Genomic DNA, 25642 nt, shown 5'->3' with positions numbered 1-25642 from the left:
GCCGTTCCGGCGCCCAAGGGCACGGCGCCCAACGGCACGGCGCCCAACGGCACGGCACCCAAGGGCACGGCACCCAACGTGCAGGGCCGGCTGTCCGCCTGGGTCGAGGTGCTGCGCACCACCAACCCGCCGACGGGTCGTCCCCTCGACCCCGTGGCGCGCTGGCTCGTGCTGACCCGGGCGGCCGTGCTGCCCATGACCCTCGTGTCCGGCGCGGTGGCGACGCTGCTGGCCGTGCACCGCCACGGGCTGCGGCCGGGCCTGCTGGTCCTCGCCTTCGCCGGCCTCGTCCTGGCGCACATGGCCAACAACCTCATGAACGACCTGTTCGACGCCGAGGTGGGCTCGGACACCGACTCCTACCCGCGGGCGCTGTACGCCCCGCACCCGGTGCTGTCGGGGATGATCAGCCGGGGCCGCCTGGCGCGCGCCTCGCTGGTGGTGAACGTCCTCGACCTCGCCATCCTGGTCGTGCTGGCCTCCTACCGTGGCTGGCCGGTGGTGGCCTTCGCCCTCGGCGGGTTCCTGCTGTCGGTGGCGTACACGGCGCCGCCGCTGCGCCTGAAGAAGCGCGGCCTGGGCGAGCCCGACGTCTTTGTGGTGTGGGGCCCGCTCATGGTGTGCGGCACCTACTACGCGGCGGTGGGGCACCTGCCGTGGGAGATCTGGGCGGCGTCGGTCCCCTACGGCCTGCTGTGCACGGCTGTGCTCATGGGCAAGCACATCGACAAGGCGCCCTTCGACGAGCCCCTCGGCATCCGCACGCTGCCGGTGCTCCTGGGCGAGCGCCGGGCCCGGGCTGCCACCGTCGGCATGATGGTGGCCTTCTACGTGGCCGTCGTGGTGTGCGTGGCCGTGCGGGCCCTGCCGTGGCCGGCCCTCGTGAGCCTCGGCGCCGTCCCCAAGCTCGTCCAGGCGGGGAAGTACTTCGGCCAGCCCAAGCCGGACGAGCCTCCGGAGAACTTCCCGGTGTGGCCCCTGTGGTTCGCGGCCATCGCCTTCGTGCACACGCGCCGGGCCGGGTCGTTCCTCGTCCTGGGCCTGGTCATCGCGGCCATCTTCAACATCCGCTGATCCCGCGGGCACAGTCGGGCGCCGCCGTACCCCTCAGCGGAGGGCCGGCTCGCCGCCCACCGACCGGCGCAGCGCGGCGTGCAGCGCGTCGGGTGTGAGCACGCCGACGTAGCGGTCGCGGTCGAGCACGGCCACCCACCCGGCGTCGTGCTGGAGCATCTCGGCGAAGGCCGCCTTGAGCGACTCGTCGACGGTGACGCGGGCGTCGAAGGTGTGGACGTGGCGGGCGACGGCGTCCGCCCCGTCCGCCGACGCGCTGGCCGGCTCGTCGGGGTCGACCCAGCCCATCAGCCGGCCGCCCCCGTCGACCACCACGGCCCAGCGGTCGTCGCCGGCCGCCACGGCGGCGCGGGCGTCGGCCATGGACGCGTCGGGGTGCAGCACGGGTGGCTGCTGCAGGTCGGTGCTCTCGATGGGGGTGACCGCCAAGCGGCGCAGGCCCCGGTCCGCCCCCACGAAGTCGGCGACGAAGGCGGTGGCGGGGCGGCCCAGGACCTCGGCCGGGGTGTCGACCTGCTCGAGCACACCGCCCTGGCGCAGCACGGCGATGCGGTCGCCGAGCGTCACCGCCTCCTCGATGTCGTGCGTCACGAAGATCACCGTCTTGTCGAGGTGCGCCTGCAGGCGGAGGAACTCGGACTGGAGCCGTTCCCGGGCGATGGGGTCCACGGCGCCGAAGGGCTCGTCCATGAGGAGCACCGGCGGGTCGCCGCCCAAGGCCCGGGCCACGCCCACCCGCTGCTGCTGGCCGCCGGACAGCTCGTGGGGGTAGCGCCGGGCGTACTGGTCGGGGTCGAGCCCGACGAGCTCGAGCAGGTCGTGCACCCGGGCGCGGGTGCGGGCCTTGTCCCACCCGAGGAGACGGGGGACCGCGGCGACGTTCTCGGCCACGCGCAGGTGGGGGAACAGCCCCGCCTGCTGGATGACGTAGCCGATGCGCCGCCGCAGGGCCACGGGGTCGACGGTGGCGACGTCCTCCCCGTCGAACAGGACGCGGCCCGAGGTCGGCTCCACCAGGCGGTTGACCATCCTCAGGGTGGTGGTCTTGCCGCACCCCGACGGGCCCACCAGCACGCACAGCTCACCGTCTCCGACTTCGAGGTCGAGGTGGTCGACGGCCACGCCGCCGTCGCCGTAGCGCTTGGTCACCTGCTCGAAGCGAAGCATCCCCGCCCACGCTACCGACCCGGGTCGCGGGCCGAGGTCCCCGGTAGCGTCGCGGCGTGGCCGCCGTGACCGCCCCGACCGATCCGCTCCTGCGGTGGGACTGGGTGTCGAGCCACGCCGGTTCGATCGTGTCCGCCCTCGCCCAGCACGTCGAGCTGACGCTCATCGCCGTGGCCGCCGGGTTCGTCATCGCCCTGCCGCTGGCGGTGGCGGCCTGGAAGATCCGGGCGTTGCGCCCACCGCTCGTCACCATCAGCGGCCTGCTGTACGTCATCCCGTCGGTGGCGCTGTTCGTGCTCGTCCAGCCGATCACGGGGTTCTTCTCCATCACGACCGCCGAGATCGCCCTGACGAGCTACACGCTGCTCATCCTGGTGCGCAACATCCTCGCCGGGCTCGACGCCGTGCCCGACGAGGTGCGCGAGGCGGCGCGGGGCATGGGCTACGGGCCGGTGGCAGAGTTCGTGCGCGTCGACCTCCCGCTGGCGCTGCCGTCGATCTTCGCCGGGCTGCGCGTGGCCACGGTCACCACCGTCGGCCTGGTGAACGTGACCGCGTTCATCGGCCAGGGCGGCCTGGGCCAGCTGATCATCCAGGGGTTCAACGAGAACTTCCACTCGCCCATCGTCGTGGGCCTCGTCCTGTCGGTGCTGCTGGCCGGTGTGGCCGACGGGCTCATCGTGCTGACCGAGCGCGTGGCCCTGCCCTGGGCCCGGTTGCGGCGGGCGACCTGAGATGCACTTCCTGTCACAGGTGGGGCACTGGCTGTCGGCCAACTGGGGAGGGCCCGACGGCATCTGGGTGCGCAGCGTCAACCAGCTCGAGCTGTCCGCCGTGGTCATCGTGGCCGCCGTGGTGGTGGGGGTGGGCCTGGGCCTCGTCCTCGGGCACAGCGGCCGCGGTGGCTTCGTGGCCGTCAACGCCGCCAACGCGGCGCGCGCCGTGCCCTCGTTGGCGCTGCTGACCCTGCTCGCCATCCAGCCCGCCATCGCCCTGAAGGGCCACGGCTTCCTGGCGTCCTTCCTGGCGCTGTTCGCGCTGGCGGTGCCGCCCATCCTCACCAACGCCTACGTCGGGGTGCGCGATGTCGACGCCGACGTGCGCTCGGCGGCCCGGGCCGTGGGCATGACGGCGTCGCAGGTGCTGCGGCGGGTGGAGGCCCCCCTGGCCCTGCCGCTCGTCATGGCGGGCGTGCGCACCGCGGCGGTGGAGGTGGTGGCGACCTCCACCCTGGCCGCCTACGTGAGCTTCAACGACCTCGGGTCGATCATCTTCGCCGGGCTCAACACCCAGAACCACGTGCAGACGTTCGCGGGCGGGTTGCTGGTGGCGGTGCTCGCCCTCGCCACCGACCTCGTGCTGGCCGCCGCCCAGCGGGCGCTCACGCCGGCCGGCCTCCGCCGCAGCGGCAAGGTGGCGAGGACGCGTGGCGTCGGCGCCGACGCCACCACGGTGCGGGCGCGCGCCGCCTGAGACCGGTCACAGCAGGCCCAGGCTCATGAGCTGCGCGGCGGCCCCGAGGTCCCCGTCGACCACGAGCTGCTGCGAGACGAAGGCATCGGCGCCCGAGAGCTCGCCGTTCACGAGGCGCACGAAGTCGGCGGCGCTGGCCCGGATGGTGGCGGTGGCGGCAGGATCGGGGGCGTCGAGGGTGGTGACGGCGGCCGTGCCGTCGTGCACCGTGAGCCGCCAGGTTCCCCCATCCGGACCGTCGAGGACGAACTGCACCGTGACCTCGATGACCGCGGCGGCGTCGGGGTCGACGCGCCCGGGCACCACGTCGTCGAAGAACTCGGCCGGCGACCGCACCGCCAGCTGCGCCCGGGCGGGCCGGGCCCGCTCCCGGGCGAGCACGTCGCGCTCCATGGCGTCGATGGAGTCGGCCAGGATCTCGACCATGCGGTCGGCGGTGTCGGTGTCGATGGTGAGCGGGGGGGCCAGGCCGACGACCTCGATGCCCATGGCCCGGCAGTACAGGCCGCGCTCCCACGCCTCGTGCTCCACGCGCTCGCAGGCGCGGTGGGGGTCGGAGAAGCCGCGCCGCGTCCCGCGGTCGGCCACGAACTCGATGCCGGCCATGAGGCCGAGGCCGCGCACCTCACCCACGGACTCGAAGTGCTCGAGCTCGCGCATCTGCTCGAGCAGGTGCGCGCCCACCCGTTCGGCGTTGTCGACGAGGCCCTCGCGCTCGATGATCTCGATGTTGGCCAGCGCCGCCGCGCAGCACGCGGGGTGCCCCGAGTAGGTGAACCCGTGGCTGAGCGGCATCCGGTCGGGGAGGCGCTCGGCGATCGTGGTCCACACCTCGTCGCAGACCATGGACGCGCCGAGCGGGAGGTAGCCGCTCGTGAGCCCCTTGGCCAGCGTGACGATGTCGGGGCGCACCCCCCACTGCTGCGCGCCGAAGAGCGTGCCGGTGCGCCCGAAGCCGCACACCACCTCGTCGACGATGAGGAGGATGCCGTAGCGGTCGCAGATCTCGCGGATCTTGGGGAAGTACTCCGGCGGCGGCGGGATGATGCCGCCGGCACCGATCACCGGCTCGGCGATGAAGGCGGCGATCGTCTCGGGCCCCTGCTCCTCGACGAGGGCCGTCAGGGTGTCGGCACAGGCGATCTCGCACTCGGGGTACGTCTTGCCCAGCTCGCAGCGGTAGCAGTAGGGGGCGGCGACATGGGCGAAGCCCGGCGCTTCGGGCCCGAAGTTCCAGTGCATCGGCATGATGCCGGTGGCGGTCATGGTGGCGATGGTGAGCCCGTGGTAGCCGTGGTTGCGGGCGACGATCGTCTTGCGGCGGTCCTCGCCCCGCAGGGCCCAGTACATGCGGGCCAGCTTGAAGTTCGTCTCGTTGGCCTCCGATCCGCCCGAGGAGAACATCACGTGGTTGAGCCCGTAGGCGGGCGGGAACAGCGACGCCAGCTTCTCGGCGAGCTCGATGGCGCGCGGATGGGACTGGCCGTGGAAGGTGGTGGCGTACTCGAGCACCTCCATCTGGGACCGGACGGCCTCGATGATCTCGGGACGGCCGTGGCCGACCGCCACGCACCACAGCCCGGCGAACCCGTCGATGAGCCGGCGCCCGCGCTCGTCGGTGATCCACCAGCCGTCGCCCGACACGACGATCCGGGGACCCGCCGCCGCCAGCTCGCGGGGCGCGGTGACGGGGTGGATGAGATGCGCCTCGTCGCGCTGGCTCAGGGACTCGGTCGGCACGGGTCAGCCCTCCCGTCGCCCGCCGCGTCCCGTGGCGCCGACGGCGGCGGAAGCGGCGGCGGAGGCGGCCGCGGGGGTGGTCTCCGGGTTGCGCAGCGATTCCACGAGGTGCTCCACGACGGCGAACACCGGTGCCCGCTCGCCCGTCGTCAGTACGTGCAGCGTCCCCTCGGCCCATGCCCCGAGGAGCACGCGGGCCAGCGCGTCGGGATCGAGGGCGACGATCTCGTCGTTCTCGATGGCCGCGCTGAGCACGCCGCGCACCATGGCCACGGCGTCCTCGTGGTCGCGTCGCCCGCCGGCGTCGAGCGCAGGGATCGTCCACGCGTCGCGCAGGAAGAAGCGCGCCTCGCCCAGCGAGCCGAGCGCGTCGAGGTACACCTCGAAGGCGCGCCGCATGTTGCTCACGGCGTCACCGGCGGGGTCGAGCGCCGCCAGGGCCTGGGTGGCCAGCCGTTCGTAGAGCTCGTGCTGCAGGTCGCGCCCGAGGTCGTCCTTGTCGGCGAACCAGTAGTAGACCGCGCCCTTGGTGACCCCGGCCGCCTCGGCGATGTCCTCGATGGACACCGCCGCGTAGCCCCTCCCGGCGAACCGGGCGAGGGCGGCCGCGAGGATGCGGTCCCGCGTCTCCATGCCCCGCGGTTGGCGACGGCCCATCTACGCGCTCGGCCGGTGCTCGCGCACGTACTGGGCGGCCCCTTCCAAGAAGCCCTCCAGGTTGGCGGCCTTGCCCGATGTCAGCCCGCCGAACCACGCCGGGACGTAGACCTGCAGGGCATCGTCTGCCAGGGCCGCCATGATGGCGGCCACGGCCTCGTCGACGGTGATGGCCTCCACATCCGCGGTGAAGGGGTCGTTGTCCGGCAGCGTGAAGAGCTCGGTGTCGACGACGCCCGGGTACACGACCATGGACCTGACCCCGGTCTCCCACAGGTCGACGGCCATCGTCTCCGAGAACACCGCCAGGGCGGCCTTCGACGCGCTGTAGGCGGCCTCGCCCGGCGAGCTGAGCGTGGCGGCCACCGATGACACGTTGACGATCCGGCCCCCGCCGCGCTCGAGCATCTGGGGGAGCAGCGCCAGGGTGAGGCGCACCGGGCTCGAGTAGTTGATCCGCATCACGGCGTCGACGGTGGCGGCGTCGAGGCGGCTGACGTGGCGGCGCTTGGGGATGCCGGCGTTGTTCACGAGCACGTCCACCCTGCCCAGCCCGTCGAGGGCGGACACCGCCAAGGCGTCGACGGCCGCAGGGTCGGCGAGGTCGGCCACCCACATCTGCGACGCGGGCGAGTGGGCCCGGCACCGCTCGAGGACCTGGGCGAGTCGATCCTGGCGCCGCGCGCACAGGCCCACCGTGGCGCCCGCCCGGGCGAAGGCCTCCGCCAGCCCGGCGCCGATACCCGACGAGGCCCCCGTCACCAGGACCTTCTTGCCGGCCACGTCGTATCCCACCGCCCCACCTCCACCGTCTCGACCGCCCGACCCGATCTTCCGTGCTGACCCGATCTTCCGTGCTGACCCGATCTTCCGTACGGGCCGTATGATAGCCAGACGTGGAGAAGGCATCCGGGTGCGCTCGGCCCCGGCACGCTGAGGTCCCGATGCCGGCGCATGCCTTCACGAACGGGCGGATCCTGTCCATGTCGCCGACGGTGGGGACGCCCGAGGTCGTGGTCGTCGACGGGAGCCGGGTGGTGGCGGCCGGCGACGCCGGCATCCTGCAGTCCTTCCCGGACGCCACGGTGCAGGACCTCGCCGGCCGGGTGCTGTGCCCCGGGTTCATCGACGCCCACCACCACCTGTCGATCGCCGCGCTCCACCCCCACTGGGCCGATCTGTCCGCCGCCACCACGGTGGACGACCTGCTCGCCGCCCTGGTGGCGCAGGCGCGGCGCGAGCCGGGCACCCCCTGGGTGCGGGGTGCCGGCTGGAGCGACCTTCCCACCGGACTCGTCCCCCACCGCCGCCAGCTCGACGCCCTGGGGCTGGACCGGCCCGTGGTGGTGGCCCATTACAGCCTGCACCAGGCCGTGGTCTGCTCCCGGGCCCTCGACGAGCTCGGCATCGGGCGCACCACGCCCGACCCTCCCGCCGGGACCATCGGGCGCGACGCCGACGGGACGCCCAACGGCCTGCTCGTCGAACGTGCCTGGAGCGAGGCCCACGCCCGGTCGCTGGCGCCGTTCGCCGACCCCGACCGGTGGCCCGACCACATCGAGGCGCTCGCCCGGGACCTGCTCGCCGACGGGATCACCGCCGTCCACGACGCCGCCTGCCCGCCGCCGGCCGAGACCGCCTACCGGACGCTGGCGGCGGCCGGCCGGCTCCCCGTGTCGGTGCTCGTCATGCCGCACCCGCTGGCACTGCTGGCCGAGCCGGACGCGGCGCGCCTCGACGGCCCGCCGACGGGCGAGGGCGACAGCCGCGTCCGCGTGGGGGCGGTGAAGCTCTTCGCCGACGGCGGGATCCTCCCCGCCATCGACGTGCACATGGGGGGCGTGCCGATGCGCGTGGGCGAGCTCTTCGGCGGGCTCGACGCGCAGGTCGCGCTGGCGGTGGGCCGCGGCTTCCGGGTGGCGGTGCACGCCATCGGCAACGCCGGGCTCTCGGCGGCGCTCGCCGCCTTCGCCGCCGCGGCGCGTCGGCACCCGGGGGTCGACCACCGGTTCCGCGTGGAGCACGCCTGCCTGGCCTCCCCCCTGCAGCTGACGCGCCTGGCCGAGCTGGGCGGGGTGGCGGTCGTGCAGCCGGGATTCCTCCACCATCTGGGCCGGTCCGTGGAGGGGGTGCGGTTCGACGACGCCACCTGGCTCCCCTTCGGTGACGTCCTCCGGTCCGGCGCGGTGCTGGCGGCGTCGTCGGACTCGCCGTGCACCTTCCACGCGCCGTTGCGCACCGGGGCCCACGGCGCCAGCCGCCGGACGGGCTCGGGAGCGGTCCTCGACGCCGGGCAGTCCGTCTCCTACGAGGACTGGCTCTGCGCGTACACGGCCGGCGCCGCCTACGCCGGGGGCCAGGAGACCGAGCGCGGCATGCTCGCCCCGGGGCTCGTCGCCGACATGGTCGTGCTCGACGGCGACCTCGACGCGACGCGCCCCCCGACGGTGGCCCAGACCTGGGTCGCCGGGGAGCTCGCCTACGACGCCGCCGTGCGGTGAGGCGGCGTCAGGTGAGGCGCGCCCAGGTGAGGCGCGCTCAGACGAGGTGCTTCTGCTGCAGCCACTGCTGCGCCACCGTGCTCGGGTCGTCGTGGTCCACGTTGACCTTGATATTGAGCTGTGACAGCTCGGCGGTGGTGAGCTTGGCCGACAAGCCGTCGAGGGCGGCCGCCACCGTCGGCGTGGCGACCGACTTGCGGATCACGGGGATGAGGTAGTCGGCCGGCTGCAGGTGCTTGTCGTCGGTCAGCTGCACGAAGTTGTTCTGGACGATGCTGCCGTCGCTCGAGAACAGCTCGGCCACCTGCACCTCGCCCGACTTCAGCGCGGAGACGGTGATCGGCCCCGCCTCGTCGAGCGACGTAAAGGACTTGAAGTGCAGCCCGTAGGTGTTCTCCAGCCCGATCTGGCACAGGGGGCGCTGCGGGCACTCGGGCGGGCCGCCCAGCACCAGTTGGCTCGCCACCGATGACAGGCTCGACAGCGTGGTCAGGTGGTACCTGGCGGCGGTCGCCCGGGTCACGGCGAACACGTTGCTGTCGATGGCCGGCGCCGGGTCGAGCACGGTGGCACCGTGGGTGCCCAGGATCGTCTTCAGCGCGGGGACGGCGGTGGACGTCTGGGTGGCGACGCCGGCGTCCGAGCTCTTCAGGAAGATGAGCAGGGTGCCCGCGTAGTCGGGGTACAGGTCGAGCTGGCCGGCGGCCAGGGCCGGTTCCACCGCCTCACGCGTCCCCAGGTTGGCGCGCAGCGTGACCTTCGCCCCGGCGTGCTTCAGCACGTCGGCGTAGAGGTTGGCCACGATCACCTGCTCCGAGAAGTTGGTCGAGCCGATCGTGATGCTCGGGCCGGAGCCGGCCGCCGTCGTCGACGACGACGTGGTCGAGCTGCAGGCGGCGACGGCGACGGCGATCACGGCGCCGGTGAGCAGAATCCGGATGCTCCGCATCGTTCCCTCCCTGGGGGCCGGGCCCGCAGAACCTCATCGGGTTTCTGGGGTGCGAGGAACCTACCCGCGGCGGGCGGGCCGGGTCGAGGGGCCGGCGGGGCATTCGTTGACTCCGGCTCCCCCCGCCCCGAAAATGGCGCATGTCCTCCGCCACCTTCGGCCCGGTGAGCAACTCGATCGTGCCTACGGCGCTGCTCTCCGTGGTGGGCGTGTTCTTCGCCGTTGCGGCCATCGTCGGGATCTTCGTGGTCATCGTGGTGGCCAACCGGGCCGAGCCCGACCCCACCGGCCGCCGCCCGCTCGCCGTCTACTACTTCGCGGTGTCGTTCTTCACGCTGTTCGCCGTGCTCTTCGGGACCTTCGGCATCGTGCTCGGCCTCGTGCAGCTCATCGGCAGCCACGGCGCATCCGCGGGGCCCGGCGGGTCGGGAGGGTTCGGCGGGTCGGGAGGGTTCGGCGGGTCGGGTGGGTTCGGCAGCGTCGGCAGCGCCATCCATCCCGTGGGGGACGCCGTGGCGCGCGTCGCCATCACGAGCGCCATCGTCACCATGGTGGGGGCCGGCGTCCTGGCCGTCCACCTCCGGCGCGGCCTCGCCGTCTCGGGCCGGGCCGACCCGCGCCTCGGGCCCGTGGGCCGGGTGGCGCAGAGCTACGTGGCGGCCGTGTCCTTCACCACCGTCTTCGTCATGGTGGTCTCGGTGGTGGTCGCCCTGTACGAATTGGTCCGGATCATCGCGCCGGGTGTCTTCGAGGTCTCCGAGGCGCGCGTCCAGACCCTGCGCCCCATGCTCGCCGCCTCGTACCTGGCGCTGGCCGCCCTCGTCGTCCTCGTGATGCACCTGCGGCTCGTGCCGGCCGAGGTTCGCCATGTGTCGTGGTCGACGCTGCGGATGGTGCAGGACCCCGAGCGCGACCCGGGGCTCGGTGGGCCCGGCATCGGCGGTGCCGGCATCGGTAGTCCCGGGATCACGGGCCCGCCGCCGGCCGCGCCGTCCCCCATGCCGCCGCCGACACAGCCGCCGCCGACACAGCCGCCGCCGACACAGCCGCCCCCTCCGCACTCACCCCCCGCCGGCTGACGCGGGGTCGGTGCCGTGTCGTCGGGCTCGCTCAGTCTTCACCACCCGATGACGTCGCCTCGTAGGCTCTGGCCATGAGCGAGCCCTCCGACCGGGCCGTCAGGCACGCGGAGTGGGAGCTCCCCGAGGTCCTGGCGGCGGTGATCCTGCTCGCCTTCACCGTCATCGCCACCACCGCCGTCGTGACCGGCATCGTGGCGGCGTTCGGCCAGGAGGACCCGAACCTCACCTCGGCGCAGGTCGTCGGCCTGGCCATGCAGGACGCCACCACCTGGGCCAATCCCGCCTTCGCGGCGTTGCTCGTCGCCGTCGTCGTCCTCGTGTGGTGGCAGGTGCGCATGTGGAGCACGGAGATCGCCCAGCACGAGGCCGGCGCGGGTGACGGGGCCGACGAGGACGACTCCACGCTGCTGGCCGCCTTCGACCACCTCCTGCGGGCCAAGAGCCTGGCTTCATGGGCGGTGCCCGTGCTCATCGTGGTGCTGGCGGCCGCCGCCGACAGTGCCGTGGCGAGCTTCCTGCTCTACCGGGGTCAGGGGATCGGCGGCGGCACCATCTGGTCGAACCACACCGAGAACCTCGGGATGGCCGCGGCCACATGGGTCGTCGGGGGGGCCGCCTTCGTGGCCGCCCTGTATCTCCGCGCCCAGGTCATCTGGGAGTTCGCCGCCGCCGAAGACGCCGCCGAGGAGGAGCGCCTGGCCCAGGTGGCCGCCACCTCGCCGGAGACCGGCCACGAGCCGGCGGCCGGCGCGGTGGTGGAGGTCGTCGTCGTGTCGGATGTCACCGTGGTTGCGGATGTCGACGCCGTTGCGGATGTCGACGCCGCGTCCGAGGACGAGGGTGCACGACCCGAGGACCCGTCCGAGGGCGAGGCTGCGTCGTCGGGCGAATCGACCTAGTCGGCCGCGGCGTCAAGGCGCCGACAGGCGCGACGAGCCGGTGTGGGGGTCGGTGGAGAGCGTGGTGCGCGCGCCGTGCAGCACCGTCGGCGGATTGTGTTCCATGAGGTCGCCAGCCGCGGCGGGGAATCCGGCGATCGCCCCGGCGTCACTGGCCCGGCCGAGGGTGAGCGTGTCGTCGAGCAGGGAGCGGGACGCGTCGTCGAGCAAGGAGAGGTCGTCGGACACGATGGCCATGCCGCCCGCCAGCCCGACGGTGTGCGCCCACGTCCGGGCGGCCTCGGCGCTCAGTGCGGTCTGCGTGGCGCGCAGCATGAGGCAGTCCGGGTCGTTCAGCCACAGCCGGCGGTGCATGAAGCTCCGGGTGACGGTGGCGGCGTAGGCGCCGCGGGTGGCGGGTTGCACGTCGAGATAGCCGGGGACGATCTCCGCCGACGCATCGAGCGACCACAGCGGCGCCACGTCGGGGCCGATGCGGTTGCCGTCGACGACACCCACCACGTGCGACAGCGGGGCGCCGCAGCCCAGGAGGAAGGCACCCTCACCGGCGCCCCGACGAACGGCGTCGAAGCCGGCGCGTACCCGCTGCGCCGGGGTGCGGGCCGGGTCGGCCCAAGAGCCGTCGACGCTCGGGGCGAAGGTGAAGTCGAGCTTCAGGTAGGTGAAGCCCATGTCGACCAGGGCGCGGGCGAGGCCTTCCAGGTGGGCGAGCACGGCGGGATTGGTCGTGTCGAGCCCGTACATGAACCCGTCGCGCCCGCCGCCCCATGCCGGGTTCCACCACACGAACAGCGGGTCGGCGCCGTCGCCCGGCCCGCCGCCGCTGTCTCGGGCCTCGTGGCCGGGGGACGCCCGCCGGCGCGCCAGCCAGTCGGGGTGCTCGACGGCGAGGCGCGAGTCCGGCGCGGCGAGGAACGGTGCCAACCACAGGCCGGGACGTCGTCCCGCCGCCCCGATGGCGCCGGCCAGGGCGGGCAGGCCCGACGGGAAGGTGTCGTTCGTGGCGAGCCAGTCCCCGATGGACGACTGGAACCCGTCGTCGAGCTGGAACACCTCGAAGGGCCAGTCCGCCGCCAGCACGAGGTTGGCGCGGAGGTCGTCCTCGGTGACGGCGTCGAAGTAGTGGTACCAGGAGCACCACCCCACCTGGTACGGCGCGCCGGTGCGGGCGCCGCCGCCGCCCCCCACGGCCGCCGCCCAGCGCGCCAGGAGCGCGGCCGCGCCGCCGGCGGCATCGTCGTCGACGACGATGCCGTGCAGTGGGCGCTGCTCGCCCGGGGCGATCACGGCATCGCCAAGAAACGCCTCCGCCCACAGCTCCACGCCCGGGCCGTCCTGGGCGCGCCGCAGGCGCAGCGTTCCGTCGTGCTCGGTCCCGGCGTCGAACCCGGCGAGCACCGTCGAGCCGCCGGCGTCGGCCAGCACCGTGACCCATTCGGCGCGCAGCTCGCCGGGCGCGGTGACGTCGCACTGGTCGGCGTGGTGCACGGCTTGGAGGAACTCGAAGTGCGCCCGGGTCGAGGGATCGGCGTCCACCCCGAAGGTCGCCACCCCCGACGGCGACCACGACTGGTAGCCGTGGCGGAACATGCGCAGCGGCTCGGCAACGCCCACCACGGCGAGTACCACGGCCACCGCCCGCACGGCCACGGGGCGCTCCCCCCGGTTGGCCAGCGACCACGTGAACGTGGGCCACGAGCCGCCATCAGCCAGTGTGACCTCGAGGGGGCCCACCCCCACCGGACCGGCGGCGGCCGGCGCGCTCCAGGTCGCGCCGCCGCCCCGGACGTCGATCCGCAGGGGCACGAGCCGCACCGACGGATCGTAGAGCCGCCGGGCGAAACCTTCCTCGGGCCCCCCGCGCCGGGACGTTCTGCCCTGTCGGCCAGGGCCTGCGGATTGCCAAGGTGACGGCGAGGGCCGGAGCCGGCCCACACCCCGGCACCGGGGTATCCCGGCGAGGAGGGTCATGGGGCGGGTGGCGTTCACCGGGGTGACGAAGCGCTTCGGCGACGTCGAGGCGGTGCGCGACCTCACCCTCGAGGTCGCCGACCGCGAGTTCCTGGTGCTGCTGGGCCCGTCGGGCTGCGGCAAGTCCACGGCCCTGCGCATGGTGGCCGGGCTCGAGGAGCCCACGGCGGGCACCGTCGAGATCGGGCCGCGGGTGGTGAACGACGTCGAGCCCAAAGAGCGCGACGTGGCCATGGTGTTCCAGAGCTACGCGCTCTACCCCCACATGAACGTGTGGCGGAACATCGAGTTCCCCCTGAAGAGCCGGGGCGTGCCCAAGCCCGAGCGCGACGCCCTCGTGAAGGAGGCGGCGGAGTCCCTCGGCCTCGGCGACCTGCTGGACCGAAAGCCCGCCCAGATGTCGGGGGGCCAGCGCCAGCGCGTGGCGCTCGCCCGCGCCATCGTGCGCCGCCCGCAGGCGTTCCTCATGGACGAGCCGCTCTCCAACCTCGACGCCAAGCTCCGCCTGCAGACGCGCACCGAGCTGATCGAGATGCAGCGCCGGCTCGCCATCACCGTGCTCTACGTCACCCACGACCAGGTGGAGGGCATGACCATGGGCCACCGCGTGGCCATCATGGACAACGGCGTGCTCCAGCAGCTCGCCCCTCCGGTCGAGGTGTACGAGCACCCCGCCAACCTCTTCGTGGCCGGCTTCGTGGGCAGCCCGCCCATGAACACCATCACGGGCACGCCCCTGGCCGTGGGCGACGAGCTCGTGATCGAGACGGGGAGCGGCCGCATCCCGTTGCCCGCTGCCCACCAGGACGCCGTACGGCGCAGCGGGGCGCAGCAGGTGGTGGTGGGCGTGCGGCCCGAGCGCGTCGTCATCGACGGTGAGGGCCCGTTGCCCGCTGTCGTGGCGGTGGTCGAGTCGCTCGGCTACGAGCGCCACGTGATCTGCCGCCTGGCGGACGGCCAGCAGGTCGTGGTGCGGCTCCCGGGCGACGTGCCGGCGCCGGCCGAAGGTGAGGCCGTCCACCTGAGCACGGCCGAGGACCACCTGCACCTCTTCGAGGCCGTCACCGGCGCCCGGATCGGGGCATGACCACCGACCCCGGCGCCGCCGCGACCGCCGCGACCGCCGATATCGCCGCGACCGCCGATACCGCCGAGACGGTCGGGGCGCGGTCGACGGCGCCGGGTGCGACACGCCGTCGGCGCCGTCGGCGCGAGGCGCTGCTCGCCGCCGGGCTCATCGCGCCGTCGATGGCGGTCTTCGGGGTGTTCGTCTTCTATCCGTTCCTGCGCAACTTCTACCTGGGCCTGTACGAGACGCCGCCGTTCCCCGGACTGCCCAAGCACTACGTCGGACTGTCGCAGTACCAGCACGTGCTGGCCTCGCACGACTTCCTCAACAGCCTGTGGGTGACCCTGCTCTTCATGCTGTACACGGTGCCTGCCGGGCTCATCCTGGGACTGGTGCTGGCCGTGCTGGCGCACCAGCGGTTGCGGGGCATCCGTATCTTCCGCACGGTGTTCTCGTCGACGGTGGCCACCTCGGTGGCCGTGGCGTCGGTGATCTTCTTCACGCTGCTCAACCCGCAGGTGGGGCTGTTCACCTACTGGCTCGGCCGCCAGAACCAGCCGTCGCTGCTGAACGACCCGGCCTGGGCCCTGGTGGCGGTGTCGGTGGTGACGGTATGGCAGAACCTCGGGCTGTCGTTCATCCTCATGTCGGCCGGGCTGCAGACCGTGCCCGACGACCTGCTCGAGGCGGCCCGCATCGACGGCGCGGGGACGTGGACCCGATTCCGCCACGTCGTGCTGCCCATGCTGTCGCCCACGATCTTCTTCGCCGTCGTCGTGGGCTCGATCCTGTCGCTGCAGGCCTTCGGCCAGATCGACCTGCTCACCGCGGGCGGACCCATCCACCGCACCAACGTCCTCGTGTACGCCATCTACGACCAGGTGTTCAAGCAGAGCGACGAGGGACGCGGGGCGATCATGGCCATCGCCCTGTTCGCCATCACGCTCGTGCTGACCCTGGTGCAGCTCAAGTTGCTCGAGCGGCGGGTGAACTATGAGCGGTAGCGCCCCCGGTCCCGGGGCCATCGGGGCCGCGCTGTCGGGCGCGGTCGTGCCGGGCCTGTCGGGCGCCATCGCGCCTGGGTTCCGCACCTTCCTGTGGGTCGTGGCCGGGGTGGTCGGCGCCGGCATCGCCCTGCAGCTGCTGGCCCGGGTCGGGAGCCCCGCAGCGCGCCGGCGGGCGGCGCGGGCCGGGCGCTACCTGCTGCTGGTCGTCCTGGCGGTGGTCGTGCTCTTCCCGATCTACATCACGGTGGTCAACTCGCTGCTGCGGCCCGACCAGATCGCCAATCGGCCACCCACCCTGTTCCCCACGCACCCGGTGTGGTCCACCTACGCCACGGCGTGGACCCAGGGGCACCTGGGCCGGTACCTGGCGAACAGCTTCATCGTCACCATCGTGATCGTCGCCGGCCAGCTGGCCACCTCCATCGCGGCGGCCTACGCCTTCGCCTTCTTGGAGTTCCCCTTCAAGAAGACGTTGTTCGTGACCTTCCTGGCCACGATGATGGTGCCGCTGGAGGTCACGTTCCTCACCAACGTCCAGACGGTGGTGACCTTCGGTTGGTACAACACGTACCTGGCGCTCACGGTGCCCTTCCTCGCCACCGGGTTCGGCGCCTTCCTGCTGCGCCAGGCCTTCCTCGGCCTGCCGCGCGACCTGCGCGACGCCGCGGCGCTCGACGGTCTGGGGCACTGGCGCTTCATGACCAGGGTGGCGGTGCCGTTGGCGCGCCCGTCGATCGCCGCACTCGGCCTGTTCAGCTTCTTCGGCGCCTTCGGCCAGTACCTGTGGCCCCTCATCGTGACCAAGGACGACCGGCTGCGCACGGTGCAGATCGGGCTCAAGTACCTGAGCGGCACCCAGATCAACGACATCAACGTCACCTTCGCCGGCACCGTGCTGGCCGCCCTGCCCCTGTTCGTCCTGTTGCTGGTGTTCCAGAAGCAACTGGTGCGGGGGCTGACGGCCGGGGCCGTGAAGGGATGAGCACACCGAGGAGGCGCGTCATGCACAGCCACACCGACACCGACACCGACACCGACACCAGGGGCCGGCCGCCGGCGCGCCGTCACCGCCGCGCCGGCGTGGTGCTCCTCTCTCTGGCCGCGGCCCTCGTAGCGGCGTCGTGCGGAGGCGGCGGGGGGTCGACGAGCACCACCCAGAAGAAGGCGACCGGCGTGGTGGACCCCGCCGCGTGCGGCCTGCAGGCCTTCGCGGCCGCCCCGAAGCCCGTCCAGATCGTGCTGTGGCACACCATGGCGCGCAGCAACAACGACTGGCTGGTCGGACAGATCAACCAATTCAACTCGTCGCAATCCGACGTGCACGTCACGCTCAACCAGCAGCCCAGCTACGCGGACCTCTTCAACAAGTACAAGGCGGGCCTGTCGAGCGGCGACCTGCCCGACGTCGCCCAGTTCGAGGACACCACCGTCGCCCAGCTCATCGACAGCCGGTCGACGGTTCCCGTGCAGGACTGCATCGACGCCAGCCACTACGCGCTCGGCGACTACCTGCCTCGGGCGCTGAAGTTCTACTCGTACGCAGGGGTGCAGCGCGCCATGCCGTTCGGTGTGTCGAACATCGTCCTGTTCTACGACCCCAACAAGTTCCGCAAGGCGGGGCTCGACCCGAACAAGCCGCCCCAGACCCTCGCCGAGGTGCAGGCGGACTCGCAGAAGATCGTGTCCTCCGGCGCGGCGACGCACGGCATCTCGCTGCACGAGCAGCCGTATCTCTTCGAGTTCCTGCTGGCCAAGAGCGGCGGCCAGTACGTGAACAACGAGAACGGGCGGGCTGCCCGGGCCACGAAGGCCAACCTGACGAGCCCTACCGCCATGAAGATCTGGCAGTGGTGGGACGGAATGGTGAAGTCGGGCCTGGCCCTCGACACCGGTTCGGACCCCAACAACTTCGACCACCTGATCGCGCTGGCCGTGGGGAACGCGGCGATGACCTTCGAGGCGTCGAGCGCCATCGGGCCCATCGAGGCCGTCCTGGCGAGCGGGCAGTACCCCGGGGTGCAGATCGCCACGGCCCCGCTGCCGGCGCTCACCACGGGCGGGGGGGTGCCGGTGGGGGACGGGTCGTTGTGGCTGTCGTCGCATTCCGCACCGGCCAAGCGCGCCGCGGCCTGGAAGCTGATCCAGTACCTCGACTCACCGGCCGTGCAGGCGTCGATGGCGGCCGAGGGGGGCTACGTGCCGGTGCGGATGTCGGCCACCACCATGCCGGTACTGGCGAACCGCTGGGCCCAGGACCCCAACTACCGGGTCGGGTACACCCAGCTCACCACGGGGGCGCTCAGCAACGCCAACATCGGCTCGCTCATCGGCGACTACCAGGGCGTGCGTAACGCCGTGCAGGACGGCATGGTGCAGATGCTGAGCAACCACCAGTCCCCGCAGGCCGCCGCGGCGTTGGCCGAGCGGGAGGCGAACGCCAAGATCCAGGACTACAACACCCGGATCGGGGGTGGCTGATCGGCCGGTGGGCCGGTGGGCCGGTGGGCCGGTGGGCCGGTGGGCCGGCGGGCCGGCGGGCCGGTGGGCCGATCAGCCGGTGGGCCGGTGGTGGGTCAGCTCGCGTGCCGGGCCGTCGGCGTGAAGGTGACGGGCAGCGACTCGAAGCCCACGATGAAGTTCGACTCCCGCAGCGGGTGGGCCCCGTCGTCGGCGAGGCGGATGTCGGGGAGCCGGTCGAGGACGCGGTCCACCATCGTCAGGATCTCGGCGCGCGCCAGGCGGTGCCCCAGGCAGAGGTGGGCGCCGAACCCGAAGGCCACGTGGTCGTTGGGCGACCGGCGGATGTCGAAGGTCTCCGGGTCGTCGAAGACGGTCTCGTCGCGGTTGGCCGACGGGTAGATCAGGAGCACGTTCTTGCCGGCGGGGATGGTCTCGCCGTGCAGCTCGACGTCCCGGGTGGTCCGGCGGTTCATGTCCCTGATGGGCGTCACCCAGCGCAGCATCTCCTCGACGGCGCCCGGCAGCAGCGTGCGGTCGGCCCGCACGTCCTCGAGCTGGTCGGGGCTGCGCAGCAACGCCTCCATCCCACCCGAGATGACGTGGCGGCTGGTCTCGTCGCCGCCGATCAGCAGCAGCAGCGACTCGTAGACGAGCGTGGTGTCGTCGAGGCGCTCCCCGTCGACCTCCCCCTGCACCAGCACCCCGAGGAGGTCGTCGGCCGAGTAGCTGCGGCGGCGCTCGTCGATGAGCTCGCGGATATAGCCGTCCCACTCGATGAAGGCCGCCGTGGCCTTGTCGAGAGCGTCGGGGTCGGCCGACCCCTGCGACATGAGCATGGTGTCGGACCACTCCAGGAGCTTCGCCCAGTCACCCGTGCCGAAGCCGAGCATGTCGGCGATCATGACGACGGGGAGCGGGGCGGCGATGTCGGCGACGAGGTCGCACGAGCCGCGCTCGCACACGGCGTCGATGATGTCGTCGCACGCGGTGCGGATGCGTCCTTCGCGGTCGCGCACGGCCTGGGGCGTGAAGCCTGCGCTCACCAGGCGCCGGCGCTTGCGGTGCTCGGGGGCGTCCATGTCGATCATGTACGGCAGCGGAGTGTTCGGCCGCGACCCGCCCGCGCTCGAGAAGGTCTGGGGGTCCTGCCCGGCCGCCCGGACGTCCTCGTAGCGGGTGAGGCCCCAGATGTCGTTGGCCTCGTCGTGGTAGGCGGGGGCGTTGCGCCGCATCCAGGCGAACGCCGGGAAGGGGTCGTGGGCGTAGAACGCCCCGCCCATGAGATCGATGTCCGGTGCCTCGGTGCGCGTCATGGCAGCCCCCCTTTCGAGCGTCGCTCATCGTCGCATCGGCACCGGTCGGGCACAAGAGCGTCTCCGCCGCCCCCCGGCGGCCGGAGCAGCTAGACCTGCGGGATGTGGCGACGTCACCAGGGTGCCCGTGGCCGGCGCCGGATCGCCGCCGGTGCCACCGTGGCCGTCGCCTGGGGGGTGCTGGTGTCGTTCACCCACCCGTTCACGTGGGCGGCCGACGTCGTGACCGCCGTCCCGTTGGCCGTGGTGGTCGTGGCCACGGTGCTGCGGGTGCGGGCCCCCCGACTTGGCGACGCGGCCGGGCCGGCCGGCGTGACGGCCACCGACCCGGCCCACGCGTGCCCGCGGGGCCGTCGCGGGGCCGTCTGGCCGGCGCTGGCCGCCGCCGTCGGTGGCTGGGAGCTCTACTGCTACGCGAGCGCGCCCCGCGCCGCCCACCCCACGCTCAGCACCCTCGTCGACCTGCTCGACGCCAGCCGTGCGGGCAAGATCGTGGCGGTCGCCGCGTGGCTGGGGTTCGGCGCGTACCTGGTGGCCCGGTGACCGGCCGGCAGGCGACCCTCCTGGTGTGGGCGGTGCTCGCCGCCGTCGTGCTGGTGTTCCAGCTCGCCGCCGTGATGTCGGGCGGCCGCCGACCGGGCCTCGGCACGATGGTGCGGTGGCTCACCGCCGGCCGCGTCGGGCGGTGCGTGGCCGTGCTGGCCTGGATGTGGCTCGGGTGGCATGCCTTCGCCCGGTGAGCTCCGGCACGGACGGGAAGGTCGAACGGCCCTAGGGCGGGCGGGGGTCCCTGTCGGAGACTTGGGCCCATGACGGACGTCGAGCCGCGGCGCGGGGAGGGGCCCGGGCCCGACCCGCGGGCCGCCTCGCCGGGGGTGATCGCGGGGGTCAGGCGTTGGATCGTGCTGTCGGTGCTGTGCGTGTCCCTGCTGTTGATCAGCCTGGACACCACCATCCTCAACGTCGCCATGCCCACCATCGTGCGGCGCCTGCAGGCCTCGTCCACCCAGCTGCAGTGGACCGTCGACGCCTACGCCGTGGCGTTCGCCGGCCTCCTGCTCGTCCTGGGCAGCCTCGGCGACCGGATCGGCCGGAAGTGGGTGTTCCTGGCCGGGCTGGTCGTGTTCGCGGCGGGGTCGGCGTTCTCGGCGTTCTCGGGGACGGCGGACCACCTCGTCGCCGCCCGGGCCTGCATGGGCATCGGGGCGGCGGCGATCATGCCGTCGACACTCTCGATCCTCTCCAACGTCTTCACCGAGGAGCGGGAGCGGGCACGGGCCATCGGCATCTGGTCGGGAGCGACCGGCCTGGGAGTGGCGGCCGGCCCCATCGTCGGCGGGTGGCTGCTGTCGCACTTCTGGTGGGGCTCGGTGTTCCTGGTCAATGTCCCCATCGCGGCGGCGGGCCTGGTGGCCGCCATCTTCCTCGTCCCCAATTCGCGCAACGCCGCGGCCACGCGCCCCGATCCCGTGGGCGCGCTGCTGTCGGTGGTGGGGATGGGCGCGCTGCTGTGGGGGATCATCGAGGCCCCCAGCCGCACATGGACATCCCCCCTGGTGCTGGGCGCCCTCGGTGGCGCTGCCGTCGTGCTCGCCGTCTTCGTCCGCTGGGAGCAGCGGTCGCGCCACCCCATGCTGCCGACGGCGTTCTTCCGCTCGCGCCGGTTCAGCGCCGCCATCGCCGCCATGGGGCTCGTGCTGTTCGGTCTCCTCGGGATGTTCTTCCTCCTGACCCAGTGGCTCCAGTTCTCCCTCGGCTACAGCCCGCTGCAGACCGGCCTGCGGGTGGGGCCGATCGCGTTGGTGCTGCTGGTCGCCGCCCCGCTCTCGAGCGTGTTCGCCCGGATCGTCGGCACCAAGCCGGTCGTCTTCTCGGGCATGGTCCTCATCGCCGTCGGGCTCGGCCTGCTGTCGAGGACGACGGTCCACGGCACCTACACCGATGCCCTTCCGCTGTTCGTCCTCATGGGTCTGGGCACCGGCCTGGCCCTGGCGCCGTCGATCGAGTCGGTCCTCGGATCGATCCCCCGCGCCGAGGCCGGCGTGGGATCGGCGACGAGCGACACCGCCATCCAGCTCGGCGGCGCGCTCGGGGTCGCCATCCTGGGAACCGCCCTCAACATCCGCTACCAGGACCGCATGGCGCCGCTCCTGGCGCACCAGCCCATCCCCGCCGACATCCGCCACCTGATCCTGGGCTCGCTGGGAGGGGCCCTCGCCGTGGCCCAGCGCGTGGGCGGGCCCCTCGGGGCGCAACTGACCGCGGCGGCCAGGCGGTCGTTCGTGAGCGGCATGGACATCGGGCTGGTGGTCGGCGCCGGCGTCGTGGGCGCGGCCGCCTTCGTCGTGCTGGCCGTCCTGCCCAACCGCGGCGCAGCCGCGGGCCCGTCCGATCCACCAGGCCCGTCCGATCCACCAGGCCCGTCCGGCCCGGTGCCCGAACCGCCCGCGCCGCCGACCTGCGGCTAGCGGATCACCAGGACCGCGATCGTCGAGGGAGCACGTCGTGGCCGGGCTTCCCACCAGCCGGGCTTCCCACCATGAGGCCGGTGAGGTCACTGACCCCGGGCGTCCCCTGACGCCTGCGTGCGTGGCGCGGGGGTCGGCCTCAGTCCACGCGCACGCGCTCACCGGGCACGGGGACGACGGCGTGCCAGCCGAGGTCGTTGGCCAGACGCTCGGCGAGCACGGACGCGGCGCGGGGCTCGCCGTGGACCACGAACGAGGTGTCCGGGGCTCGCGGCGCACGGCGGAGCCAGTCGACGATCTCGTCGCCGTCGGCATGGGCCGAAAAGGCGTCGACGACCACGACCTCGGCGCGCACCGGGACGTAGCGACCGAGCATCTTGACCGTCGTGGCGCCGTCGGCCAGCAGCCGCCCCCGGGTCCCCTCGGCCTGGAAGCCGGGGAGCACGACGGCGCACCGCCGGTCCGGGAGGCATCGGGCGAGGTGGTGCAGGACGCGTCCCCCCGTCGCCATCCCCGAGGCCGAGATGATGATCGACGGGAAGTCGACGTCGTTGAGCTGGCGCGACTGCTCCGGGGTGCGCAGCTCGTGCAGCGAGCCGGGGTCGAACGGATCACCGCCGGTGACGCTCTCGGGGCGGATCTCGGGATCGCCCGACGCCATCGCCTTGCGGTAGACGTGCAGCACCGCCAGGGCCATGGGGCTGTCGGCGTACACCGGGAGCTGCGGGATGCGTCCCGACGCCACCATGCGCCGCAACGCCAGGAGGATCACCTCGGTCCGGTCGACGGCGAAGCTGGGGATCACGACGGTGCCGCCTCGGGCGGCGGTGCGCGAGATCACCGCCGCCAACCGCTCCTCGGCCTCCTCGACCGGCGTGTGCACACGGTTCCCGTAGGTCGACTCGACGAGCATGACGTCCGCCTCCGGTGGTGGCGCCGGCGGCCGCAGGATGGGGTGGTTCGACCGGCCGAGGTCCCCGCTGGCGAACAGCGTCCGGTCCACGCCACCGCCGATGCGCAGCTCGGCGGTCGACGAGCCCAGGATGTGCCCGGCCGGCCGGAGGGTCACGGTGACGTCGGCGGTGGCGGCGGTGGACGTGGCGAAGGGCACGTGGTGGAACCGCGTCGCCGCCCGGTGGGCGTCCTCCTCGGTGTAGAGCGGGCGGGCCGGGTGGTGCTTGGAGAACCCCTTGGCGTTGGCGTAGGCGGCGTCCTCCTCCTGGAGATGGCCGGAGTCCACCATGACGATGGCCGCCAGCGCGGCGGTCTGGGCGGTGGCGAGGATCGGCCCCGTGAACCCGTCGCGCACGAGGGCGGGAAGGTAGCCCGAGTGGTCGAGGTGGGCGTGTGTGAGCACCACGGCGTCGATCGACCGGGGGTCGACCGGGAACGGCGCCCAGTTGCGCTCTCGCAGGTGCTTCAGGCCCTGGTACATCCCGCAGTCGACCAGCACCCGGCTCCCGGGAGTGTCGAGGAGGAACCGGCTCCCGGTCACGGTCCCGGTCGCGCCCAGGAACGACAGGGTGGACGCCACGGCGGAGGTCACGTCGTGATGCTACGGGCCATGGGCGCTCCGGCCTGGTGCGCTCCGGCCTGGTTCGCTCCGGCCGGATGCGCTCCGGCCGAGCGCCGGGGCCGGGTTACGACGTCGGTGCCGGAGGTGCGGTCGACCCGTAGGCGGTCACGAAGCCGTCACCCGCGGGCGCGCCGGTGTCGGGGCTCGACGGGATGGAGACCACCTGCGCACGGCGGAAGTTCCCCTGGACCATCTCGCCGCCGGTGCCGACCTTCAGGCCCGGCGACACGCTGTTCGCCGTACCGTGGTCGAACGGCGCCGAGCCGTACTGCGCCAAGGTGGCGATCCGCCCGTTCACCTGGGGCGCCTCGAGGATCCACTCGGCCGAGGTCCCCGGGCCGGCATAGGTCTGGGTGGTGGTGAACGGCGCCTGCGCGGCGTGGCCGGTCTTGCCGTTGTCGGTCACCGTGATCGACCACTGCGACGAGGAGCCCTTGGTGATCGACACCGTCATGGCGTCACCGGGGAGGACCGTGATCGACGGGATGACCGTCTCGGGCGCGGGGAGGATCTCCCACCAGGCCGAGTACCGGGCCTTGCCGCCGGTGTAGTCCTGCTCGGTGCCGGCCTGGATGAGGTTCGAGTTGGCGAAGCCGTCGATGCCGGCCCAGGCCGCCGAGTACGTGGACGTTCGACTCGACCCCGTGACCGTGGGGACGGTCCACGTCCCCGTGACGCCGGTGTAGGTCTGACCCGAGGCGGGCACGCACGGCAGGCCCGAGATCGCCGTCTGGCTGACCGCGTAGCCGGACCAGTTCGACGACGCCCAGCACGGCGCAGGGGTCGAGGCCGACGGCGACGACGTGCGGGCGATCGTGCGGGCGGTGCCGAGGAAGTGGTTGGGCACCATCTGGAGGGCCGGGGTCGCCGCCGGCGCGGTGGCCACCCCGGCGCCGATCAGGGTGACGCCCCCGATACCTGCGACGAGCGCCAACCGCGGCACCACCACCGCCCACCGGGCCCGAGCCGACCGGTCTCCGAACATGACACCCTCCCGCCACGGACGCCGCCAGGACCTGGTCGGCGTTGAAGTCGGCCGCGATCATATCGCCACCGAGCGTGGCGCGTCGGCGGCTCGGGCTTTCCCCGTGGGTCGCGCCGGGGTCCGGTGGCGAGGGGCGGCGGCACCGGGCAGCGGGGACCTCGTGGAGTGTCCGGTCCGGGGCCGCGTCGGCGCCCTTCAACAGCCGACGGTGCGATCGCCGTGTGGCGCTCCGACGGGGCCGGCGAGGGCGAGCGCGACCGAGTCGAGCAGGGTTCGACACGACACGGGCATCGGCACGGCTCCCCAGGACTCCTCGAACCGGGGCGCCTGTTGCACCACCAGGGACTGCTGGGGGGATTGCACGACGAGCGGCGTCTCCGGGTGCCGGCGCCTGAGGGCCGCGACCACCATCCGAGACGCCTCCCGATGAAGCCCGAGTGACGACACCACCACGTCGGCGTGCTGAACCAGCCCACAGTGCCCGGTGGCCACGAGCGGGCACACGCGGGTCGGCGGGCCCACCGGCCCCGGGCACCACGACACCTCGTACCCGTTGTCGGCCAAGAGGCACCAACAGCCGAAGGCCTCGGCGATGTCGGGTTCCTCGATGAGCACCCGGGGTCGGTCCGGGCCGTCGGCAGGCCCCCGTCGGTCCCAGCGGCGGGCGAAGTCGTTGCCGAGCAGCTTGGGGTGGTCCCTCACGGCTCGTCCCAGCCGCGCCCCCCGCTCGTCTGCGCCGAGACGGTCCTGCGGAGGAACCCGATCTCGTCGCTCATGGCGGTCGTCACGTCGTCGAGAGCGATCACGCCTTCGAGCGCACCGGACACGCCGACGACCGGCATCCGGCGGACACCCCACACCGCCATCTTGCTGGCGGCCTCGGAGATGTGCGCGTTGCCCTGGATCGTGGCGACACTCTTGGTCATCACCGTGGACACGGAGGTCCCGGCGTCATGGCCCCCGCCCACCCCCTTCACCGCGATGTCGCGGTCGGTCACGATGCCGATCATGTGGCCGTCGTCGGCGACCACGACGAGGCATCCCACGTTGAACCGGTCCATCTCACGGGCGGCGTGGGCGAGCGTCGCGTCGGGGCCGGTGGTGACGGCGGGGCTGTGCATGAACTCACGTACCAACATGCGTCCTCCTCCTCGGGCGCCCCCGGGGCCGTTGGTGGCGTGCCCACGACGCGCCTGGTGCCTCCCCGGCACCGACCGGTCCCCGGTTGGCGCCGGCTCCTCCCGGCGGGAC

24 protein-coding genes are annotated in these 25642 nt (G+C 72.9%); 13 read left to right on the top strand and 11 right to left on the bottom strand.

Annotated elements, in window-relative coordinates; translation table 11 throughout:
* Nucleotides 1-1074: prenyltransferase (locus tag VMV22_13835; GenBank protein ID HUY23413.1), on the top strand; the 1074-nt coding region annotated here is incomplete at its 5' end.
* A gap of 33 nt (nt 1075-1107) precedes the next feature.
* Here VMV22_13835 and VMV22_13830 read toward each other — a convergent pair.
* Nucleotides 1108-2241 carry a betaine/proline/choline family ABC transporter ATP-binding protein gene (locus VMV22_13830; protein ID HUY23412.1) on the bottom strand — a complete coding sequence of 378 codons (1134 nt, stop codon included), beginning with the start codon at nt 2239-2241 and terminating at the stop codon, nt 1108-1110.
* A 56-nt stretch (nt 2242-2297) separates the two neighbouring features.
* Here VMV22_13830 and VMV22_13825 point away from each other — a divergent pair, with 56 nt between their 5' ends.
* Nucleotides 2298-2975, top strand: a complete 678-nt coding sequence (locus VMV22_13825) for an ABC transporter permease (GenBank protein ID HUY23411.1) — start codon at nt 2298-2300, stop codon at nt 2973-2975.
* A gap of 1 nt (nt 2976) precedes the next feature.
* Complete coding sequence (locus VMV22_13820) at nt 2977-3714, top strand: ABC transporter permease (protein HUY23410.1); 738 nt, start codon at nt 2977-2979, stop codon at nt 3712-3714.
* Nucleotides 3715-3720: 6 nt separating this feature from the next.
* On the opposite strand, the gene VMV22_13815 is transcribed toward VMV22_13820, so the two are convergent.
* The 3 genes from VMV22_13815 to VMV22_13805 are packed head-to-tail and all read right to left on the bottom strand — an operon-like array spanning nt 3721 to nt 6906.
* Complete coding sequence (locus VMV22_13815; GenBank protein HUY23409.1) at nt 3721-5454, bottom strand: aminotransferase class III-fold pyridoxal phosphate-dependent enzyme; 1734 nt, start codon at nt 5452-5454, stop codon at nt 3721-3723.
* A gap of 3 nt (nt 5455-5457) precedes the next feature.
* Complete coding sequence (locus VMV22_13810) at nt 5458-6087, bottom strand: TetR/AcrR family transcriptional regulator (GenBank protein HUY23408.1); 630 nt, start codon at nt 6085-6087, stop codon at nt 5458-5460.
* Between the two features lie 24 nt (nt 6088-6111).
* Complete coding sequence (locus VMV22_13805) at nt 6112-6906, bottom strand: SDR family oxidoreductase (GenBank protein HUY23407.1); 795 nt, start codon at nt 6904-6906, stop codon at nt 6112-6114.
* Between the two features lie 149 nt (nt 6907-7055).
* Here VMV22_13805 and VMV22_13800 point away from each other — a divergent pair, with 149 nt between their 5' ends.
* Nucleotides 7056-8612, top strand: a complete 1557-nt coding sequence (locus tag VMV22_13800) for an amidohydrolase family protein (GenBank protein HUY23406.1) — start codon at nt 7056-7058, stop codon at nt 8610-8612.
* Nucleotides 8613-8649: 37 nt separating this feature from the next.
* On the opposite strand, the gene VMV22_13795 is transcribed toward VMV22_13800, so the two are convergent.
* Nucleotides 8650-9561: an ABC transporter substrate-binding protein gene (locus VMV22_13795; protein ID HUY23405.1), complete on the bottom strand. Its 912-nt coding sequence runs from the start codon at nt 9559-9561 to the stop codon at nt 8650-8652.
* A 164-nt stretch (nt 9562-9725) separates the two neighbouring features.
* Between VMV22_13795 and VMV22_13790 the strand changes: the two genes are divergently transcribed.
* Nucleotides 9726-10640 (top strand): hypothetical protein, encoded by a 915-nt coding sequence (locus tag VMV22_13790; protein ID HUY23404.1) that lies wholly within the window; start codon nt 9726-9728, stop codon nt 10638-10640.
* Nucleotides 10641-10714: 74 nt separating this feature from the next.
* Nucleotides 10715-11542 (top strand): hypothetical protein, encoded by an 828-nt coding sequence (locus tag VMV22_13785; GenBank protein HUY23403.1) that lies wholly within the window; start codon nt 10715-10717, stop codon nt 11540-11542.
* A gap of 12 nt (nt 11543-11554) precedes the next feature.
* Here VMV22_13785 and VMV22_13780 read toward each other — a convergent pair whose 3' ends face one another.
* Entirely contained in the window at nt 11555-13357 is a 1803-nt protein-coding gene (locus tag VMV22_13780; GenBank protein ID HUY23402.1) for a glycoside hydrolase family 36 protein, read from the bottom strand.
* A 154-nt stretch (nt 13358-13511) separates the two neighbouring features.
* Here VMV22_13780 and VMV22_13775 point away from each other — a divergent pair, with 154 nt between their 5' ends.
* Genes VMV22_13775 through VMV22_13760 form a run of 4 tightly spaced genes read left to right on the top strand, consistent with a single transcriptional unit; the run spans nt 13512 to nt 18067 of the window.
* Nucleotides 13512-14600 (top strand): ABC transporter ATP-binding protein, encoded by a 1089-nt coding sequence (locus tag VMV22_13775; GenBank protein ID HUY23401.1) that lies wholly within the window; start codon nt 13512-13514, stop codon nt 14598-14600.
* Nucleotides 14597-15586 (top strand): sugar ABC transporter permease, encoded by a 990-nt coding sequence (locus VMV22_13770; protein HUY23400.1) that lies wholly within the window; start codon nt 14597-14599, stop codon nt 15584-15586. Before VMV22_13775 ends, VMV22_13770 begins: the two co-directional genes overlap by 4 nt.
* On the top strand, nt 15576-16571 hold the full coding sequence (locus tag VMV22_13765) for a carbohydrate ABC transporter permease (GenBank protein HUY23399.1): 996 nt from the start codon (nt 15576-15578) through the stop codon (nt 16569-16571). The genes VMV22_13770 and VMV22_13765 overlap by 11 nt, the downstream gene beginning before the upstream one ends.
* Before the next feature lie 20 nt (nt 16572-16591).
* Nucleotides 16592-18067 carry an ABC transporter substrate-binding protein gene (locus VMV22_13760; GenBank protein ID HUY23398.1) on the top strand — a complete coding sequence of 492 codons (1476 nt, stop codon included), beginning with the start codon at nt 16592-16594 and terminating at the stop codon, nt 18065-18067.
* A 95-nt stretch (nt 18068-18162) separates the two neighbouring features.
* Here VMV22_13760 and VMV22_13755 read toward each other — a convergent pair whose 3' ends face one another.
* Nucleotides 18163-19362: a cytochrome P450 gene (locus tag VMV22_13755; GenBank protein HUY23397.1), complete on the bottom strand. Its 1200-nt coding sequence runs from the start codon at nt 19360-19362 to the stop codon at nt 18163-18165.
* A gap of 102 nt (nt 19363-19464) precedes the next feature.
* Here VMV22_13755 and VMV22_13750 point away from each other — a divergent pair, with 102 nt between their 5' ends.
* The 3 genes from VMV22_13750 (at nt 19465) to VMV22_13740 (ending at nt 21830) form a co-directional block, all read left to right on the top strand.
* Complete coding sequence (locus VMV22_13750; protein HUY23396.1) at nt 19465-19905, top strand: hypothetical protein; 441 nt, start codon at nt 19465-19467, stop codon at nt 19903-19905.
* On the top strand, nt 19902-20102 hold the full coding sequence (locus VMV22_13745; protein HUY23395.1) for a DUF6186 family protein: 201 nt from the start codon (nt 19902-19904) through the stop codon (nt 20100-20102). Before VMV22_13750 ends, VMV22_13745 begins: the two co-directional genes overlap by 4 nt.
* 69 nt (nt 20103-20171) lie before the next feature.
* Nucleotides 20172-21830 carry a DHA2 family efflux MFS transporter permease subunit gene (locus VMV22_13740; GenBank protein HUY23394.1) on the top strand — a complete coding sequence of 553 codons (1659 nt, stop codon included), beginning with the start codon at nt 20172-20174 and terminating at the stop codon, nt 21828-21830.
* Between the two features lie 139 nt (nt 21831-21969).
* Here the strand turns inward: VMV22_13740 and VMV22_13735 are convergent, their stop codons facing one another.
* The 4 genes from VMV22_13735 to VMV22_13720 all read right to left on the bottom strand — a co-directional run bounded on the left by VMV22_13735 (nt 21970) and on the right by VMV22_13720 (nt 25530).
* Nucleotides 21970-23376: an MBL fold metallo-hydrolase gene (locus VMV22_13735; protein HUY23393.1), complete on the bottom strand. Its 1407-nt coding sequence runs from the start codon at nt 23374-23376 to the stop codon at nt 21970-21972.
* Between the two features lie 94 nt (nt 23377-23470).
* Nucleotides 23471-24391 carry a G1 family glutamic endopeptidase gene (locus VMV22_13730; protein HUY23392.1) on the bottom strand — a complete coding sequence of 307 codons (921 nt, stop codon included), beginning with the start codon at nt 24389-24391 and terminating at the stop codon, nt 23471-23473.
* Nucleotides 24392-24586: 195 nt separating this feature from the next.
* Nucleotides 24587-25093, bottom strand: a complete 507-nt coding sequence (locus tag VMV22_13725) for a hypothetical protein (GenBank protein HUY23391.1) — start codon at nt 25091-25093, stop codon at nt 24587-24589.
* Entirely contained in the window at nt 25090-25530 is a 441-nt protein-coding gene (locus tag VMV22_13720) for a CBS domain-containing protein (GenBank protein ID HUY23390.1), read from the bottom strand. Before VMV22_13720 ends, VMV22_13725 begins: the two co-directional genes overlap by 4 nt.
* Between the last annotated feature and the right edge of the window lie 112 nt (nt 25531-25642).

This window comes from Acidimicrobiales bacterium (genome assembly GCA_035531755.1).
Lineage (GTDB): Bacteria > Actinomycetota > Acidimicrobiia > Acidimicrobiales > UBA8190 > DATKSK01.
Note: the sequence above shows the minus strand (reverse complement) of the source record. Positions and strands in the feature narration are given on the sequence as shown.

Bases quoted from the DNA above. Each gene is read 5' to 3' on its own strand.
- VMV22_13730 (HUY23392.1), bottom strand. From the start codon at position 24,391: ATGTTCGGAGACCGGTCGGCTCGGGCCCGGTGGGCGGTGGTGGTGCCG.
- VMV22_13785 (HUY23403.1), top strand. From the start codon at position 10,715: ATGAGCGAGCCCTCCGACCGGGCCGTCAGGCACGCGGAGTGGGAGCTC.
- VMV22_13750 (HUY23396.1), top strand. From the start codon at position 19,465: ATGTGGCGACGTCACCAGGGTGCCCGTGGCCGGCGCCGGATCGCCGCC.
- VMV22_13770 (HUY23400.1), top strand. From the start codon at position 14,597: ATGACCACCGACCCCGGCGCCGCCGCGACCGCCGCGACCGCCGATATC.
- VMV22_13800 (HUY23406.1), top strand. From the start codon at position 7,056: ATGCCGGCGCATGCCTTCACGAACGGGCGGATCCTGTCCATGTCGCCG.
- VMV22_13760 (HUY23398.1), top strand. From the start codon at position 16,592: ATGCACAGCCACACCGACACCGACACCGACACCGACACCAGGGGCCGG.
- VMV22_13775 (HUY23401.1), top strand. From the start codon at position 13,512: ATGGGGCGGGTGGCGTTCACCGGGGTGACGAAGCGCTTCGGCGACGTC.
- VMV22_13720 (HUY23390.1), bottom strand. From the start codon at position 25,530: ATGTTGGTACGTGAGTTCATGCACAGCCCCGCCGTCACCACCGGCCCC.
- VMV22_13795 (HUY23405.1), bottom strand. From the start codon at position 9,561: ATGCGGAGCATCCGGATTCTGCTCACCGGCGCCGTGATCGCCGTCGCC.
- VMV22_13830 (HUY23412.1), bottom strand. From the start codon at position 2,241: ATGCTTCGCTTCGAGCAGGTGACCAAGCGCTACGGCGACGGCGGCGTG.
- VMV22_13755 (HUY23397.1), bottom strand. From the start codon at position 19,362: ATGACGCGCACCGAGGCACCGGACATCGATCTCATGGGCGGGGCGTTC.
- VMV22_13765 (HUY23399.1), top strand. From the start codon at position 15,576: ATGAGCGGTAGCGCCCCCGGTCCCGGGGCCATCGGGGCCGCGCTGTCG.
- VMV22_13820 (HUY23410.1), top strand. From the start codon at position 2,977: ATGCACTTCCTGTCACAGGTGGGGCACTGGCTGTCGGCCAACTGGGGA.
- VMV22_13740 (HUY23394.1), top strand. From the start codon at position 20,172: ATGACGGACGTCGAGCCGCGGCGCGGGGAGGGGCCCGGGCCCGACCCG.
- VMV22_13810 (HUY23408.1), bottom strand. From the start codon at position 6,087: ATGGAGACGCGGGACCGCATCCTCGCGGCCGCCCTCGCCCGGTTCGCC.